The sequence below is a fragment of the Shewanella halotolerans genome (assembly GCF_019457535.1).
In the GTDB taxonomy this organism is placed as follows: Bacteria; Pseudomonadota; Gammaproteobacteria; order Enterobacterales; family Shewanellaceae; genus Shewanella; species Shewanella halotolerans.
Genome location: NZ_CP080417.1, coordinates 1,418,008 through 1,434,584, shown reverse-complemented (window position 1 = coordinate 1,434,584; position 16,577 = coordinate 1,418,008). Strand labels below are relative to the sequence as shown.

Annotated in this window: 14 protein-coding genes; 7 read left to right on the top strand and 7 right to left on the bottom strand. The window is 54.0% G+C overall.

The features are described 5' to 3' along the window. Window positions 1-34: 34 nt before the first annotated feature. Window positions 35-1,672 carry an eicosapentaenoate synthase subunit PfaD gene (gene pfaD, locus K0H81_RS06285; RefSeq protein ID WP_220060272.1) on the top strand — a complete coding sequence of 546 codons (1,638 nt, stop codon included), beginning with the start codon at window positions 35-37 and terminating at the stop codon, window positions 1,670-1,672. A 102-nt stretch (window positions 1,673-1,774) separates the two neighbouring features. Here the strand turns inward: pfaD and K0H81_RS06280 are convergent, their stop codons facing one another. Beyond that, entirely contained in the window at window positions 1,775-4,111 is a 2,337-nt protein-coding gene (locus K0H81_RS06280; protein WP_220060271.1) for a penicillin acylase family protein, read from the bottom strand. A gap of 169 nt (window positions 4,112-4,280) precedes the next feature. Between K0H81_RS06280 and K0H81_RS20250 the strand changes: the two genes are divergently transcribed. The 3 genes from K0H81_RS20250 (at window position 4,281) to K0H81_RS20245 (ending at window position 6,017) form a co-directional block, all read left to right on the top strand. Next, window positions 4,281-4,532, top strand: a complete 252-nt coding sequence (locus tag K0H81_RS20250) for a hypothetical protein (protein WP_258406406.1) — start codon at window positions 4,281-4,283, stop codon at window positions 4,530-4,532. Window positions 4,533-4,861: 329 nt separating this feature from the next. Beyond that, window positions 4,862-5,617 carry a substrate-binding periplasmic protein gene (locus K0H81_RS06275; RefSeq protein ID WP_144200243.1) on the top strand — a complete coding sequence of 252 codons (756 nt, stop codon included), beginning with the start codon at window positions 4,862-4,864 and terminating at the stop codon, window positions 5,615-5,617. A 268-nt stretch (window positions 5,618-5,885) separates the two neighbouring features. Next, window positions 5,886-6,017 (top strand): hypothetical protein, encoded by a 132-nt coding sequence (locus K0H81_RS20245; protein WP_258406405.1) that lies wholly within the window; start codon window positions 5,886-5,888, stop codon window positions 6,015-6,017. 68 nt (window positions 6,018-6,085) lie between these two features. On the opposite strand, the gene K0H81_RS06270 is transcribed toward K0H81_RS20245, so the two are convergent. Continuing rightward, window positions 6,086-6,673 carry a lipid-binding SYLF domain-containing protein gene (locus K0H81_RS06270; protein WP_220060270.1) on the bottom strand — a complete coding sequence of 196 codons (588 nt, stop codon included), beginning with the start codon at window positions 6,671-6,673 and terminating at the stop codon, window positions 6,086-6,088. Window positions 6,674-7,082: 409 nt separating this feature from the next. Between K0H81_RS06270 and K0H81_RS06265 the strand changes: the two genes are divergently transcribed. Next, on the top strand, window positions 7,083-7,889 hold the full coding sequence (locus K0H81_RS06265; RefSeq protein WP_220060269.1) for a molybdate ABC transporter substrate-binding protein: 807 nt from the start codon (window positions 7,083-7,085) through the stop codon (window positions 7,887-7,889). A 123-nt stretch (window positions 7,890-8,012) separates the two neighbouring features. Here K0H81_RS06265 and K0H81_RS06260 read toward each other — a convergent pair whose 3' ends face one another. After that, window positions 8,013-9,350 carry a M20 metallopeptidase family protein gene (locus K0H81_RS06260; protein WP_220060268.1) on the bottom strand — a complete coding sequence of 446 codons (1,338 nt, stop codon included), beginning with the start codon at window positions 9,348-9,350 and terminating at the stop codon, window positions 8,013-8,015. A 223-nt stretch (window positions 9,351-9,573) separates the two neighbouring features. On the opposite strand from K0H81_RS06260, the gene K0H81_RS06255 reads away from it, so the two are divergent. Then, entirely contained in the window at window positions 9,574-10,419 is an 846-nt protein-coding gene (locus tag K0H81_RS06255; RefSeq protein WP_220060267.1) for a sulfotransferase domain-containing protein, read from the top strand. Between the two features lie 69 nt (window positions 10,420-10,488). Here the strand turns inward: K0H81_RS06255 and K0H81_RS06250 are convergent, their stop codons facing one another. The 4 genes from K0H81_RS06250 to K0H81_RS06235 all read right to left on the bottom strand — a co-directional run bounded on the left by K0H81_RS06250 (window position 10,489) and on the right by K0H81_RS06235 (window position 15,997). Beyond that, the gene (locus tag K0H81_RS06250) at window positions 10,489-12,933 is read right to left on the bottom strand and encodes a TonB-dependent receptor (protein WP_220060266.1); all 2,445 of its coding nucleotides are present in this window, start codon (window positions 12,931-12,933) and stop codon (window positions 10,489-10,491) included. A gap of 295 nt (window positions 12,934-13,228) precedes the next feature. Then, window positions 13,229-13,759, bottom strand: a complete 531-nt coding sequence (locus tag K0H81_RS06245) for an outer membrane beta-barrel protein (protein WP_144200234.1) — start codon at window positions 13,757-13,759, stop codon at window positions 13,229-13,231. A gap of 245 nt (window positions 13,760-14,004) precedes the next feature. Then, window positions 14,005-14,790, bottom strand: coding sequence for a cytochrome b/b6 domain-containing protein (locus tag K0H81_RS06240; protein ID WP_258406404.1), 786 nt, complete (start codon window positions 14,788-14,790; stop codon window positions 14,005-14,007). A gap of 190 nt (window positions 14,791-14,980) precedes the next feature. Beyond that, the gene (locus K0H81_RS06235; RefSeq protein WP_258406403.1) at window positions 14,981-15,997 is read right to left on the bottom strand and encodes a choice-of-anchor H family protein; all 1,017 of its coding nucleotides are present in this window, start codon (window positions 15,995-15,997) and stop codon (window positions 14,981-14,983) included. Window positions 15,998-16,258: 261 nt separating this feature from the next. Between K0H81_RS06235 and K0H81_RS06230 the strand changes: the two genes are divergently transcribed. Next, window positions 16,259-16,576 (top strand): PepSY domain-containing protein, encoded by a 318-nt coding sequence (locus K0H81_RS06230; RefSeq protein ID WP_186300560.1) that lies wholly within the window; start codon window positions 16,259-16,261, stop codon window positions 16,574-16,576. The last annotated feature ends 1 nt before the right edge of the window (window position 16,577 follow it).

Here is a 16,577-nt window from a genome sequence, read left to right as displayed (position 1 = left end):
CGGGTCGCCCAAGACGAAAAAGGTCTTTTATTAGATGAATCCGACTACCACAAACGAGCAGCTTTCTCCCTGGCCCTGGCAGGTAAGCGACAGCAAAATCAGCTTCGACACGGCCGCCATGGCGACTGCGCTTAAAGATTTCAGCCGCGCCTGCTACCTGGTCAACGACAGTGACCTGGGCGTGGGCATCGCCACCGAGGCGAGCCTGATGACCAATAATCAAGGCTCGGGCGCTCAGGCCTCGGGCCACCCGGTCAGCGCCTTCACCCCGGCCCTGGGCACTGAGAGCCTGGGCGATGGCAACTTTCGCCGGGTGCACGGCGTCAAGTACGCCTACTATGCTGGCGCCATGGCCAATGGCATCTCGTCGGAAGAGCTAGTGATCGCCCTGGGCAAGGCTGGGATCCTCTGCTCCTTTGGCGCTGCAGGACTCATCCCAAGCCGGGTCGAGCAGGCGATCGAACGTATCCAAACCGCGCTACCTAATGGCCCCTACATGTTTAACCTGATCCACAGCCCGAGCGAGCCTGCGCTTGAGCGCGGCAGCGTCGAGCTCTTCCTCAAGCACAAGGTCCGCACGGTCGAGGCCTCGGCCTTCCTGGGACTGACGCCGCAGATCGTCTACTACCGCGCCGCTGGCCTGAGCCGTGACGCCAACGGCCACATCATCATAGGCAATAAGGTGATCGCCAAGGTGAGCCGCACCGAGGTGGCCGAGAAGTTTATGCAACCAGCACCTATAAAGATGCTGCAGAAGTTGGTGGACGAGGGCTTGATCACCCATGATCAGATGGAGATGGCCCAGGCTGTGCCCATGGCGGATGATATCACCGCCGAGGCGGACTCGGGCGGCCACACGGATAACCGCCCTCTGGTGACCCTGCTACCGACCATTTTGGCGCTCAAGGAGGAGATCCAGGACAGGTATCAATATGCCACGCCACTGCGCGTCGGTTGTGGCGGCGGCATAGGCACCCCAGATGCTGCCCTAGCCGCCTTCAACATGGGCGCGGCCTACATAGTCACAGGCTCCATCAACCAGTCCTGTGTCGAGGCGGGCGCCAGCGAACACACCCGCAAGCTGCTGGCCACCACAGAGATGGCCGATGTCACCATGGCGCCGGCCGCCGACATGTTTGAGATGGGCGTTAAGCTGCAGGTGGTCAAGCGCGGCACCCTTTTCCCCATGCGCGCCAATAAGCTGTATGAGATCTACAGCCGCTACGATTCGATAGAGGCGATACCTGTCGATGAGCGCGACAAGTTGGAGAAACAGGTGTTTCGCGCCAGCCTGGATGAGATCTGGGCCGGCACAGTCGCCCACTTCAACGAGCGCGACCCTAAGCAAATTGAGCGTGCCGAGGGTAACCCCAAGCGTAAGATGGCACTGATCTTCCGCTGGTACCTGGGGCTGTCGAGCCGCTGGTCAAACACCGGCGAACAGGGCCGCGAGATGGACTATCAGATCTGGGCTGGCCCCGCGCTGGGCGCCTTCAACCAGTGGGCCAAGGGCAGCTATCTGGATGACTACAGTAAACGTCACGCGGTGGATCTGGCCAAGCACCTGATGTATGGCGCCGCTTATCTTGCGCGGGTCAACGCCATCAAGGCACAGGGGATCAAGCTACCTGGCGAGCTCTTGCGTTACAAGCCCCAGGTGGCGCTGGCGTGAGCCTGACCATCGGCTAACTCGGACTCTAGCTAGATCAAAAAAAAGCCACCCCAGGGTGGCTTTTTTTGTTGGCTTAAACATCTAATGCCGAGACCCTATGAATCAATCTTGCGCCTGACTCGGCGTCAGAGTCAGCTTGGCCTCTATCTCTCCCGGCAGCAGCGGTGTCGCCGCGCCGCGGGCATACTCGCTAAAGCCGGCGCGGTAATATTTCGATAAGGGGTGGCCAGACTGGCCGCCGGGGATCACCATGATGGCCCGCTCTTCATAGCCGGGCTGCACGATGAAACGCTGGGAGGCGCCGAAACTCTTGCGCTGCACCGCCGGCATGAAGGTATCGCCAAAACCGGCCACCTTGGGCATATCCAACCAGCGACTCAGCAGCGGGAACTGGCGACTAAAGGGATGCTGTATCGCCAGCGTATTCACCCGGCCCCAATTAAGCGCGCTCAGCTCGCCATCCTCGCTGTATTTATCTAGCAGTTCGTCGCGGGCGGCGACATAGCTGGCGATCACCAACTCATCCCAGCTGATAACATCTTGTGGCAGCCAGTCGACAGGCTGCTGCTTGAGCAGTTGCCAGATGGCGGGTTCCAGATAGCGCTTGAGCACAGAGAGACTCAGCTGGGCGCTATTTAGCTCGGCTTCCACCGGCGCAAAGGCACTATCCAATATCTGACTGCGAAACGCTTTCACCAAGGTAAAGCCCACCGACTCGGCGCAGGCGCACTCCTGCCAGTCACGGATCTGCACAATATCCTTGGCAAAACGCTTGGGCTCGCGCATCAAGCTCTCCAACAGAAAAGCCTGCCAGGGACGGTAGAAGCGAGCCTGATTATCGAGCTGAATGCGATAGAAGTCGCTCTCATCGAACAGCTCCTGCTCCAGCAGCCGGTCACGGATCTGCGCGCTCCTGGCCCCCAGGGCGTAGCCGCCATCGCCGTAACGCTCCGCCTCCTGGGTCGACATCACCCTGGCATTGGCGCTCCACAGCCTGTCGCTGACGGGATCTTGAAGCGACGGCAACTCATCGTCTCTCTCTTGCCACTTATCCCAGACTATCTCCTCACTTGGCTGGGCGATATCGCTGCTATTGGTGCGCGCGGGGACGGCGCCGGCAAGCTGCCAGGCGGCGTGGCCCTTGTCATCGGCCAGCATCAGGTTCTGCACCGGGATCCCGAAACCGCTGGCCTTGGCCATCGCCTCAGGCACATTATCTATCTGCTCCAGCGCCATCAGCTCCATGTTGACCGCATACTCCTGATGGGCTACCCAGGCGAGGGCATAGGCCTGTTCCCCCAGGCGGCGAACCGGACCGAAGCGCGACAGCGTGATGGCATAGTCCTGCTCCCCCTCTGGCAGCTTGATGGTCTCGTGGACCACCTCAAGCGGCTCATCCTCGGCCAGCGCAACCCAGTCGGCGGTGTCGATATAGGCGTTGGTAAAGCCCCAGGCCAGCTTGCCATTGCTGCCGACCACAATCGCCGGTGCGCCGGGCAGTGACACGCCGGTCACCTGCACCGCCTTTCCCTCACCATCCGGGTAGTTTAGCTGCGCGCGGTACCAGATGATGGGCACGGCGAAGGAGAGGTGCATATCGTCTGACAGCATGGCGCTGCCGGTGCGGGTCATCTTGCCGGTCACCGCCCAGTTGTTGCTGCCCACTTCTACCGGCTCCTCTATGGTCACCGCCAGTCGTTGGGCCAGGGTCGAGACCGTACTCTGTTGTAGACCGACGCTTGGACTTAGCTTTGGAATTGTCGGTGGATCGGAAGGAAACAGGCTGTTATCCAGTGCCGCCTGATAATTTGAGGTCTGGGTGATAAAACTGCGCATCTGCGAACCGAAGCGGCGCTCGATATGATCAAGCGCGAGATCGCGCTTGAGGCCGTTGCCCTGCAGATCCAGATACATGCTGTAGATCACCAGCAGGCTGTCGGCGGGTCGCCATGGCTCACGCTTGGCGCGGGTCAACAGATACTCGAACGAGGGCAGTGACTGGGCGGTGAGCGCGCGATTGACGCCGTCGGCATAGCGCTGCAACAGCTGTTGCTGGGCGGTGGGCAGATGGCGATAGATATGCTCGGCGCGCTTTCTCAGCTGATGAAAGCGGCGCGATTCATCGAGTTTTACCGCAGGCTTGCCGAACAGCTCGGCCAACTCGCCGGCAGAGTTACGCCTGAGCAGATCCATCTGAAAAAACCTGTCCTGGCCATGGGCAAATCCCAGGGCAAAGGCGGCATCCTGACGATTCTCGGCATGGATCACCGCTGTGCCCAGACGGTCCCGCCCTATACTGGTCTTGGCCGAGATCTGACTAGTTTGAACCTCGCCAGAGAGTTTGGGCAGGCTAAGGTGCAGCGCGACATACACGGCGATTGAAACGAGAAAAAGTAAGGCCAATCCCGCAATTGTTATTCGTTTTATTATTTTTATCATGAAGTAAGGTCAATCCTTGATACCTGGTCACTACTATAGCGAGATTCGGTTTACCTTCACAAGGAATCAATTGACCGCTTCCTAACGGAAGATTCCCAAGGGAAAATTCGAACCACTGGCGATTAGTTGGTATCCTAAACCCAGTTTTTCACATCCTCTTTTTTTGCCCATGGCCCGCCCCAACAAGAAAGCGCCCAGTCGCACCGTCGAAATCTTCTGTGCCCAGTGTAAGACCCGGCTATTTAAGTATCGTAAGGGGGGTAAAGGTGCCCTGCTCAAATGCTTCAAGGAGCGCATCGTAGAAGATGATACGCACACGCCCTGCCATTGCCCAAACTGCGAGCAGTGTTTTGCCCGCGATACCTTGATTAGAGGCGTACCCGCTTTTAAGATAATTGGTGGTAAGGCAACAATGAAATAGCTAACCAATTGCAAGATAAGCTAAATTTATCATTCAGCCTAAGCCGCTCTTGGCGCGACTAGGCACAACTTGACGCAAATCGATAAAAGTTGGCAGTAAAAAGGGATTCAATGCGTAATAGGGATGATTGGTTCATGGGATTAACCAAGCGAGCACAAAGTATGTTACAGGCAAGTCCTGGGAATACTGCTGGCCTGACGGGGCAAAAGGCTCGCCTCACACGCATCCCTCATAAGGCCTCCTTGTCACTAGCCCATACACTCGCGCTTACACTCACACTCACATTTTCCCTAACACTCAGCGCTAACGCCGCTTCCTGCGAACTCACCATGGGCTATCGCACCAGCGAGCGCCTGCCTTACATACATGCCGAGCCGAATAACCAAGGGCTCTATCTCGCCCTGTACCAGAAGGCGGCAGAGCGGATCGGTTGTACCCTCAAGGTGCTCAGGGCTCCCAAGAAGCGGATACTCAGAGAAATGCGTCTGGGCAAGGTGGACTTTTATCCGGGCTTTGGTTTTACACAAAAGCGTAATCAGTACAGCTACTTCATTGCCAATGGCCTCTATGAACGTTACACAGGCATCAGCCACAAAGACCTAGCACAAATCAGCTCCCTTAACGAGTTGGTCGGCACCCCCTATGTGCTACTCATCTCACCCGGGGGCTATGATCTCGATGGCATTCCTAAGGGCATAATCACCCGTCGTCCCCCGGAGATGGATGCCGCCCAGGCCTTTGAGCTACTGATTGCCCGCAAGGGCGACTTCTTCAGCTATGATGAGACCACTTTAAGGTTTGAGCTGGCCCACCATCCTCATCCCGAGCTCAAGCTTCACCCAGAATGTTGCGAGCCGATACGCGACATGTATCTGGGGTTTTCACGGGCGAGTCGCTATTTTAAGGCCTCACCCAATCCTGATTACGATCCCGGCCAAGCCGATTCCATCGCCAACAGAAGACTGTTGTTGATGCCCGGCAGTAAGGCTCACGCCCTGGCCGACGAACTTGAGAAAATGCGTGCCAGCGGTGAGACAGAAAGGATAAGAGAGAGCTTTTTCGCACCAAGTCAGGTCAGCCACTGACATGACTTCTGCCTCACACAGTCAATGACTTGAATGGCTTGAATGACTGAAAAATGGCTTGAATGACTGAAAAATGGCTTGAGCAATAGCTTAGGCAGTGCCTGCGACTTTATTGTGTCACAATCTGCGTTTATGCTATGACTGGCTTCAAACTAAGACCCAATCCAAGCTTGGCCTGTTGCATCGATAGCTAACTAGACTAAACTGCGTCGGTGAAGGCTAATGGATGGGCAAAACGGAATGTGTAAATTGGCATGAGGAAACAAGGATGAACTCACTACTCAAGGCATGGGACGCCACCCCCGAATTACTAAAACCACTTGTCGCTCTGGCGTTATTGGGACTCTTGTGTCTCACCGCATTTTTCTTCGGCCGGATGATCGGCCTGATGCTCTACTAAGCGCTAACGAATCCTCAGGCTAGCGTCAATCGCCAGACTCGCTGGCGATTGTCTTTTCAAGGCAGAGATCACTGCCGGTTTTGCATGAAATCTTCGCTGAAGTCGGTCGGCCAGTACTTATAGCCTTGTACGGTCGCCTGCGCCGCCGCTCCCATCAAGTTAACCTGATAGGTTTTTACCCCGTCGAGATCCACCGACTGATTGGCCGACACCTGATCGCCACTCTCCTCATATTTGGCACTGGCCTCCGCCTGGGCCTGGCCCTCATAGCCTGAGTCCTTAAATCTTTTCAGCGCATCAGGCTTCATGAAGGCCTGCACGAAGGCCACCTGTTTCCAGCCGATCCCGGCACCAACGCCGCCTGTCGCAAAACGATAGTAGCTGTTCTTGCCGCCTTCGCTGAGTACACAGATGCCGCCCCCCGTCGATAACGCAAACAGATAACTGTTGCTGCCGGTACAGACCACGTGGGCAATCGAGTTCGCCACCGCGCGCTTAGCCCCCGGATGCTGTGCATAGATACTTGTCAAAGCCTCCTGGGTCTCCTGACGGGCATTGGCCTTCTTCGACTCAGGCGTATTGCCCGTAGCGCAGCCAGTAACAAGTGTTACCCCGATAAAAGCCAAAAGTGTTTTTCTTGTCGAAATTGTAAACATACCAACTCTCTATTAACGCCTGCGCGAAATACGCAGAATAATTTTAACCAATTGATTTTTAATAAAATATTTTTTCAGTGTAATATATCCAGGCATTAAAACAATGCAAAACAGATGGTCAATTGTGAGAGCTCAGCAGCAAATCTACCCGATGAAATAATAGATAAGCCTAAAGTGTATGAGTGATGCAGATAGTTTGAGTAAGGAAAAGCCAAGCTGTGGTTGATGCAGGCTGTTCATCAGTGCGCCATCCATAACCTGGTCAATCCAAGGCGCGACATTTTGTCTCGCCCGCCACTTAATTCAGCGATCCCTGTAGCAAGTTAACTTGCCGCCTAAAGCCGTCTATTGCCCAGGGACAAAATCTCAGGTTTGATAGGCCAATCTATGACAAACAGGGATTTTAATCATGAAATATCAGTGGTTTCTAGGCACGCTTTTCATCGCAGGCATGAGCGCTCAGGTAACGGCCCATGAGGCGCCCATCGAATTTCGCGCCGCTGGCAGCCTCAAGGCCGCCATGACAGAGGTGATTGGCGCCTATCAGGCCAAGGGCCATAGCGAGGTTGCCCCTCAGTTTGCTCCATCTGGACTGCTTAGAGCGCGTATCGAATCCGGTGAGAAGGTGGATCTCTTTGCCTCGGCCAACATGAAGCATCCTACTACTTTGAGCCAAGCTGCACGCAGCGGCGATGTGGTAATGTTTGCCCGCAACAAGCTCTGCGCCCTGGCGCAGCCTGAGGTCGAACTTTCAAGCGATACTCTGCTGACCCAGATGCTCAATAGCAAGATACGTCTTGGCACCTCGACCCCTAAGGCAGACCCCGCCGGTGACTACGCCTTTAAGGTATTCGAGCGCGCCGAGGCCATCTCATCCGGCGCCCAGCAGCAGCTGGAAGCCAAGGCACTTAAGCTAACCGGCGGCCCGGACAGTGCCAAGCCACCTAAAGGCCGTAATCCCTATGGCTGGGTGATGGAGAACAAGCGGGCGGATATCTTCCTCACCTACTGCACCAACGCCGTGCTGGCGCAGAAAGAGGTCAAGCCCCTCAAGATAGTGCAGCTGCCTGAAAACCTGAGCGTCGGCGCCAACTACGGCCTGACCGTCATTCAGGATGCGCAGCCCCATGCGGCGGATCTGGCGCTCTTTATCCTGTCACCACAGGGGCAGAAAATTCTGGCCAGCTACGGCTTCGATACTCCAACTCTGCCCTAGCAACTACTCAGACCTAACAACTCCCCTTCCTTAGCAACTAAGTCCTTACAGCAAAAAGGGCTGGCACATGCCAGCCCTACCTTAAACACTTCTAGTGCTCTTAAATATCGACCCGTTAACGCGCTATTCCTTAAACAGATCCAAGGCCGCACGGCTCATCGCCTGCACTCCGGCCTCGATGGCGACGGGATAATCGGGCGCAAACTTGCTGGAATGCAGCGAGGGGAGACTCGCGCCCGATACCTGACTGGCCGCATAATCGGCCGCGGGCACAGCGCCTAACCAGAACAGGGTGATTGGCCTTTTGGCGGGCGTTAAGCCATACAGACCAAAATCTTCTCCCGCCATCACAGGTGATGCCTCCAGGACATTATCATCCCCCAGCTGCTTGGCGATGCTGGCCCTGACCTTAGCTGTCTGCTCCGGATCGTTATAGGTCGATGGAATGCTCTCCTCCTGATGCACATGCACATCAGGCCACTCGGCCTCGGTCAGTCCCGCACTGATGGCGATCCCCTTAGTGAGTCGCTCGATGGCGGCGATCTGCTGCTCGCGCACCTTAGGATCGTATGAGCGTAGCGTGAGTTGTAGCTTCACCTCGTTGCCTATGATGTTATGTTTCGAGCCGCCGTGAATCGAGCCTACGGTGATCACATTGGGCGCCAGTGGCGAGACTTCCCGACTGACAATAGTCTGCAAAGCAAGCACTATGCGCGCCGCTAACACCACAGGATCGACAGTGGTATGAGGATAGGCACCATGACCGCCGCGCCCCTTGATGCTGATATCCACCGAATCCACGTTCGCCAGGGCATAGCCCGGAGCGATGGCCACCTTACCCGCTGGTACTGAGGCGCTGACATGCAGACCAAGAATATGATCGGGTGTCGGGAACTGGCTAAACAGCCCCTGTTTAAGCATCGCCTTGGCACCGCCCCCCACCTCTTCGGCGGGTTGAGCCACCAGCATCAAGGTGCCCTGCCACTTATCTTTTTGCTGAATCAACTGCTGCGCCGTGCCCACCAGATTGGTCATGTGCACATCATGGCCACAGGCGTGCATCACCCCCACCTGATTGCCCTGGGCATCAAGAGTAGTGACCTTAGAGGCGTAAGCTTTGCCCGTCTCCTCGACAATCGGCAAGGCATCGGTATCGGCGCGGATCATCACAGTGGGGCCCTTACCGTTACGGTAGATGCCAACCACGCCATGACCGCCAAAACCACGAGTCACCTCTATACCCAAGGCCTCAAACTCGGCCGCCATCCTCGCGCTACTTCGCTGCTCATGATAAGAAAGCTCGGGAGCTTGGTGCAGCTCGAGATAGAGACTAGAGAGCGCCGGCATGGCTTGCTTGACCGACTGCGACAGCGCCTCGTCTTGGGCCCAAAGGCTTTGGCTGGTGCCGAGGGCAACCAGGGCGCCCACTAAACAGGATTGATGAATGATCTGGCGTAACATGCTTGACTCCATTGCCTAAAATTTTTCCACTAGGTGTTCAGCATAGCGACTCTTAGGGAGGAAACCAATCTAGCCATTATGCTATTTCCCATGCACCACCGGCGAGACAAAAGAGAGTTTTGCCTCTCCCTTGCCATTTGCCGGGCAAATCGGTAATTTCATATGCCTGTACCCGGACACGCACACGTCCAGCTAGTCACAAGAATAATGAAAGGACTTTTTGATGGGGAATATTCTTTGGGTCGCCTCCTATCCCAAATCGGGCAACACCTGGGTTCGCGCCTTCCTTGAAAACTACATCCAAAACGCCGAACAAGGGGTCGACATCAACACCATGCACAAAATCTCGACCGCCGAGTCGGCAGCGCACCGCTTTCAAGCGCGCCTGCAAGACGGTCGTAAGACGACAGACCTCAGTCTGGATGAGATCTGCGCCCTCAGGCCTGCGGTGCAAGCCGACATCGCCATGCAGGCTCACGGCACCACCTTCGTGAAGACCCATAACTATCTGGGCACCTATAAAGAATATCCGCTGCATAACTCTTCGGTGACCTCGGGCTCCATCTACATAGTGCGAAATCCCTTAGACGTTACCGTCTCTATGGCCAACTACTTCGGTTACAGCATAGATGAGACCATCGCCTACATGGCAGAAGAGATGACAGGCACCCCCAACGAGCCCGAAAACGTGCCACAAGTGATCACCTCATGGTCAATGCATGTCTCCAGCTGGACTCAAACCCCAGAAGAGGCCAAGCTAGTCCTGCGCTACGAAGATATCTTAGATGACCCCAAGAAGGTGTTTCGCAAGATAGAATCTTTCCTCGGCCTGAGGAAAGACCCCAATCGCCTCAAGAACGCCATCAAGCACTCCTCCTTCGCCCAGCTTAAGGCTCAGGAAAGCAAACGCGGCTTTGTGGAGAAGCATGAAAATGCCAAGTCTTTCTTCCGCCAAGGCAGCAAGAACCAGTGGCGTCAGGTACTGAGCGACGAGCAGGTGGCGAAAATCGTTGAGCACCACGGCGAGCAGATGGCGAGATTCAAATATCTGCCGGGTAAATTACGCTAGGATTTACCCACAAAAAAACGCAGCCTGGGCTGCGTTTTTTATTACCTATCTAGCTGGTGAGCGGGCTAGTTATAAACGGTAGCTGAGGCTCAGCTTGGCGTTGCGTTCGGCGCCAGGCATACCGCCGAGGAACATGGCTTTCTCATAATAGTGCTCATCCAGCAGGTTATTCACATTCAGCTGCACTGTCCAACTGTCTGCCCGATAACTCAGCGCCGCATCCATCACGGTATAACTGGGCACATAACCATCTGGGATCCCAAACGATGCGGAGTGGGTGCTGCGATCATCCACATATTTTGCGCCCAGACTGACACTGAGCGGACTCGGCAGCTTAAACCAGTCGGCATCATAGGTCACCCAGGTACTGGCCGTCACGTAAGGCACACCTTTCTGACGAGTATCGAAGCTCGTGCTGTTAGGATCTTGCTTGTCTCTGGCGTCCTGATAGACACCATTGACATTTATTGCCCAGCGCTCGCCAAGGTGAGCATTGAGATCCAGCTCAACCCCTTTGGTCTCTTCCTTGCCGTCATAGAAATATTGCGCCACATCTGGGCCCGATACCCCCGCCTCATAGTCCTTGTTGTTGTATTGCAAGTTCGTTCGTGAACTTTCAAACACCACAATCGAGGCCAGCATCTGATCATCAAAGGCTTTAAAACGTACCCCTATGTCGTTGCTGATAGACTCTGAGTCTTCTCTATCGGCACCATCGCCCTTTAGGCTGCCCAGCACGCTATAGGCGGTGCGCCCCTTGGCGTGATTGATAAAGAACGACAGATCATCGGTTGGCATGTAGGTAATGCCCAAGTTATAGGTCATCCCATCATCTGAGGTATCGGCTTCCGGCGTAGGCTGTGCGAGACTGGCGCTGTAGCGCGCATCGACGCCATAATGCTCGTAACGCTGAGAGATGTCATTGAAGGCGACCCCAATTCGCGTCGTAATACCAAAATCAAAGTAGCCCACATGTTGCAGGCCCACGCCCCATGCCTGCACCTTCTTGTTATAGTTGCTGGTCATCAGAGGGTCATAATCTTCGAACTGTCCCTCCGCCCAGTTGGGCGAGCGAATATCGAAGATATAGGGCAGCTGGCCCTGATAGATCACCTCACCGGCCTTATTCTTGATCACCTTGTCCGCGTCATAGATGGAGTATTGCTTGAAGCGAATATTGCGATCTTCAAAATTGGCGTTAACTAACAGCTCGTTATCTATTCCCGCGACGCTAAAGTCATAACGCAGATCGGCAAAATACTGCCACGAAGTCTCGTCGGCCTGAACCTGACGATACTCCTGGCGACGTGCGGCGAAAGGATACAGACGATCATCTACCACCAGAGGCGCTCGGGGGTCGCTGTTGATCACCCCGTTGCGGTTCCAATAAACATAGTTATAGGCACCTGTTTGACGGGCAAACCCCGACTGATAGTCGCGATACTGCAACTGCTGATTAAGAAAAAGATTGTCAGCGAAAAAGATATTATGGGTCAGCTTAAACCTTAGCTCTTCACCCTCGTTGTCTTTCGCCATCGGCGAAATGATCCCCGCTTCACCAAAGGCATAGGGGGTCAGGCCATCACCGGCAGATAACGAGTCAGCCAATTGCTTACGCTGTTCATCGCTCAGCTGTAATCCCGCGCTAGAAACATCGTTGAGCAGATCTTGCCAGCTAACCTCACCCGCAGGCTTACCCCCAACCGACGCGGCATTGTAAATACGAATAGGATGTCCGATAGAGTCTACCGCTATCGCATCTTTGATGTAGGCGGCACTGAGCATGATATCTTGCTGATCGCTCAGTAGACATTTTAATGAAGCGTAAGCCTCATCCCTGTCGGTACCTATGTCTCGATACCCCTCGCTTCTGGCATGCTTTGCCACCAAACGATAGGCCGCCTTATCTGTCAACGCCGCCGTGCTGTCGAGCCCCAGTGAATAGCTGTCCCACTGACCAACTTCGGCAGTGAATTGATGACTGGCATTAAACTGAGGCTTCTTCTCAATAAGGTTGATAACGCCGCCGGCGCTGCCCATGCCATAAAGCCCGGTTGCAGGGCCTTTTAGCACTTCAACCGACTCGACATTGGTCAATGAGCGTGTCGGATTAAAGGTATTCCCGAGACCGGCGCCACCATACATGCCATCATAGGTATAATTGGCCCCCAGGCCACGGATAACGATATTGTCGCCTATGCCGTAGTTGTTGCCCGCCTGGGTCACACCACTTATGTTGCGCAGCAGCTCCTGCAGCTCTGTTGCCCCCTGGGTTGTGATCAACTCCTCATCGACCACCACCACGGCTGCAGGCGTCTCCATGAGTGACATATCAGATTTAGTGGCCAGGCCTGAGTTCATTACGACCTTGTTCTGCCGGCCATATACGGTAATGCGTTCGACCTCTACCAAAGCTTGTTGTTCGATACTGGTATTGTGTTGCTCTGCCTCTGCCGATACCGACAAGGATACGGCACATCCTAGCGCGACTGCTGATAAGCGCATCTGTTTCATTTGTTAAGAATTCCCCTAAAAATTGCATGCAAATGATAACGATTATCAATAAGCTTTCAATATGGAGAAGCCAAGGGGAGAGAGAAGCAGAAGCTTTGTAATTGTTTAAGAAGGAGTTATTGTGGATTTTTTACATTGTAAATGCACCTTAGATGACGTTTTACAAACTTAAAGCGCAAAAAATGCAGCCCTGGGCTGCATCTTATTTATCGACATTCACTATCTAAAAATGAGCGTGAGTCTAAAAATGGAGGTGAGTCTATAGTTGGGCTAACGCCTAACGTTAATCTAGCGCCTAAAACTGATAGTGCACGCCTAGATAGACATTACCCCAATCGCTTTCCACCTGCTCATCGAGCCCGGTCGCATCGAGATCGGTATAGAGCATCTCATAGGCGATACGCACGTTAATGCCATTGTCGAAAGCCATGTTAAAGCCAGTGCCCCACAGCCAGCCGTTGCCGTCGTAGTCCAGATCGGCCTCGACCTTAGTGGCCGCCATACCCGCCTTGATGAACATAGAGTAAGTATTATTGAAATAGTGGTGGAACTTGGCCGCGATAGACAACTGATTGGCCTTCACATCTCCCACATCGACAAAGTTGTCGGTGCGAACATAAGTGCTCTCGACGGCGAAGTTTTTACTGAAATAGTAACCGCCATAGAGACCATAACTGATGGCCGACTCGTCAAATTCTCCCGCCTCTAGCGTAGAGTGGCCCGCCAAGGCCCCCAGGTAATACCCCTTAATATCGGCAACCGCCATCGCAGATCCCGACGCGATAAGACTCGCCAAACACAATACCAGCATAGATGCGCGCTTCATGCTTCCCCCGGAAACGAAACATTTACAAGTAGCTAACATACTAGACCAAAAATCGCATTAAATTAAGTCTTTAATTGCTGCTTTGATAAAAAACCAACCAAGCTTTATCCGCTAGGCAAATAGGTAGAATCCAGGGCATAAAAAATGCAGCCGGGGCTGCATTTTTCTCATACTTGCTTCAAACTCCGATGAACAGATGCCGTATGCTTAGGCTATAAACCTGCTATGGTCTCTATCTATCGCAGTTAGTGCTTCTCATCCTCGGCGGGACCGCTGAGGGGCTTGTTACCCGATATCATCGCCGACACTAGGCCAGGCTGATGTTTAATCTCGGCCACTATCACCCCGGCCACATGCAGCACTATCATCAGGATCAGCAGATAGACGCTATACACATGCACCTCGCCGGCCAGCGACTTATAGGGCTTTAATATCGCCACCTTTTGCGCATCGACGCCGGTATCGTCATAGGGCTTGATGCTGGCACCATCGACGCCGGGCTGGGCAATATAGTCGCTGACCGCACCGCCAAAGGGTGGGTAATAGATATCGGTCCCGGCGCGCACCAGGCCTGTCACCATTATGGTCACCAACAGCAGCATCATGGCAAAGATGGCCAGGCGCCCCATGGGATTATGATGCAGATATTGAGGCGACTCCCCCTTGGCCAGCTTGGCCTTGTAGCCAGATAATCCCTTGAGATCCGGGAGCAACTGACTCAGGCGGGCACTATGACTGCCGATGACCCCCCAGATCAGTCTGATCACCAGATTAATGGCAAACAGGTAACCGACCCAGACATGCAGTTTCTTCAGGCCTATCTTGGCTTCCAGACCGCTGATGCCGATATCGCCCTTAAATAACATCACCATGCCGATGAAGATCAGCACCATGACTAAGCCAAGGTTTATCCAGTGAAACAACCGCGTGGGCTTATCCCACACCTTGTAAACCTTCACCTCTTGACTGACTCCTTCATGACTGACAGCGCCTTGATTGGCAGCCACTTGATTAATCGTCCCTTTTGACATCGTCTCCCCCATTTCAGACGTTTATCCAGTGGCTCTTAATATACGCCTGTTGGGGGCAAAATTTTGTGAAATATGCTTCATGGCGACACCACATAACCTTAATTTAGCTATGGTTATTAAAAATGGTTTTAAAAAACGAATGCTAAAAACGGTTATGTGACGTTAAAAGAAAGAGACACATAAAGGATATCTACACCTGCTGACGACGTCGCACCAGGCTCAGTCCCGCCAGGCCCATTAGTCCCATCAGCCAGGTCGCAGAGAGGCTACCGCCACTTACCTCGACTTCGGTGACGACCTCTTCGACCACATACTGGTCGCGATCGGCGCTCTCAAGCGGCAGCCCATAGAGATCATCCAGATCATCGCTGCTGATGGTGGCGACGATATCGCTGTAACCCACCTCATAGAGATCGATCAACACATCATAGTGGTCCGTCGGATAACCAGTATGTAGCGTGGTGAGCACCTCAAAATCATCGTCGCTGGCATCATCCACTATGGTGAACACATCTGTGGTGTGGTACAGCTCCCAGGGCCCGCCATTACGGCTCAAATAGAGGTCGGCATAGACGTTGGCATGTTCGCCCAGATAATAACTGTGGACATCGGCATCGAAGGTCACGCTGAAGGTGCGATAGAAGCCGTCATAATCGATATCTTCAAACAGGCGGCTGCTGGCCTCATAGATAGCAAATTCATGGTAGATCCCGGCCTCGAGGCGCTGAGCGGAGGACTTGAGCAGTTTAGTACCAGCCTGAGCCGAGCTCTTATCTAAGCTCTGATCTGAGCCTTGCTCTGCGCTGAGTGTCAGCGCCTGGCGCTCGGCAATCACCTGCTCACGCGTCTTACGCGGGGCAAGTTCCACCTTCTGCTGTTTAAGCTGTTCGGCGCTCGCCTGCTGCGTACTGGTCATGGCCTGCCCGGCGCGGCTAAAACCTTGGGCCAGCGTCTGTTCATCCTGCACTACGCTGGTCGATGCCGAGCCGACTAGGGCGCTTGTCTCACCTGTATTTTCTCCGAGATTGTCGGCCGCCATGGCTGCGCCGCTACCCAGCATGGTCAATAAGGCGGTGGCCTTGATGGCGCTATACAGCTTACCCAGAGCTGAGGAGTTCATAGTTGAGAGCGTCTTGTTTGTTGGCGTATTAGTTGTTGGCGTATTAGTTGCCAGCTGCTGGCTCGTTTTCATCGTGAGTCTGTTCATAATCAATCTCCATAAAATGGACTGCGTCTTGCTTAAGGCCATTAGATGCGATCGAAAATGAACGTAAGCTGAACATTAAAAATCAGCTTATTCAAGGAGATGGCGCAAAGTTGAACATTCAGCTCTTGTTCATCTGCGCAAGATAACAATGAAGAAGCACGCTTGCCTTTCCCCCTGGCGAGCATGGAGAATCGCGGCATATGTTTCTTATTTTTATAGGATCTTTTACACTGTCCGAAGAATTCAACACAGGTGATTTTGATGAAACCAGCCTTAGTATTGCTCGCCATAGCGTCACTCCTGTTTCCCCTACAAGGTTACAGTGCGGGCTATGGAATATCGGCGGCCAGTAGCAGCATCTTGATGGCGGCTCAGAAAAATACTAATCAAAATCTGCGTGTTAAAAATCGTCAGCAGGCCACTCAGATGGTAAAGGGACGCTTTAACGCCAAGGTCCTGAGCGTGCAATCATCACGGGTCAATGGCAACCCAGGCTACCGCGCCAAGTTGCTCAGTAAAGATGGCGTGGTCTTCTATGTCGCCATCGACGCCGTAACAGGACAGATGAGCCGACAATAAC

Coding starts and splice junctions, on each gene's coding strand:
- K0H81_RS06255 (WP_220060267.1), top strand. CDS start 9,574: ATGGGGAATATTCTTTGGGTCGCCTCCTATCCCAAATCGGGCAACACC.
- K0H81_RS20245 (WP_258406405.1), top strand. CDS start 5,886: ATGAACTCACTACTCAAGGCATGGGACGCCACCCCCGAATTACTAAAA.
- K0H81_RS20250 (WP_258406406.1), top strand. CDS start 4,281: ATGGCCCGCCCCAACAAGAAAGCGCCCAGTCGCACCGTCGAAATCTTC.
- K0H81_RS06270 (WP_220060270.1), bottom strand. CDS start 6,673: ATGTTTACAATTTCGACAAGAAAAACACTTTTGGCTTTTATCGGGGTA.
- K0H81_RS06275 (WP_144200243.1), top strand. CDS start 4,862: ATGGGCTATCGCACCAGCGAGCGCCTGCCTTACATACATGCCGAGCCG.
- K0H81_RS06250 (WP_220060266.1), bottom strand. CDS start 12,933: ATGAAACAGATGCGCTTATCAGCAGTCGCGCTAGGATGTGCCGTATCC.
- K0H81_RS06260 (WP_220060268.1), bottom strand. CDS start 9,350: ATGTTACGCCAGATCATTCATCAATCCTGTTTAGTGGGCGCCCTGGTT.
- K0H81_RS06280 (WP_220060271.1), bottom strand. CDS start 4,111: ATGATAAAAATAATAAAACGAATAACAATTGCGGGATTGGCCTTACTT.
- K0H81_RS06240 (WP_258406404.1), bottom strand. CDS start 14,790: ATGTCAAAAGGGACGATTAATCAAGTGGCTGCCAATCAAGGCGCTGTC.
- K0H81_RS06265 (WP_220060269.1), top strand. CDS start 7,083: ATGAAATATCAGTGGTTTCTAGGCACGCTTTTCATCGCAGGCATGAGC.
- K0H81_RS06245 (WP_144200234.1), bottom strand. CDS start 13,759: ATGAAGCGCGCATCTATGCTGGTATTGTGTTTGGCGAGTCTTATCGCG.
- K0H81_RS06235 (WP_258406403.1), bottom strand. CDS start 15,997: ATGAACAGACTCACGATGAAAACGAGCCAGCAGCTGGCAACTAATACG.
- K0H81_RS06230 (WP_186300560.1), top strand. CDS start 16,259: ATGAAACCAGCCTTAGTATTGCTCGCCATAGCGTCACTCCTGTTTCCC.
- pfaD (WP_220060272.1), top strand. CDS start 35: ATGAATCCGACTACCACAAACGAGCAGCTTTCTCCCTGGCCCTGGCAG.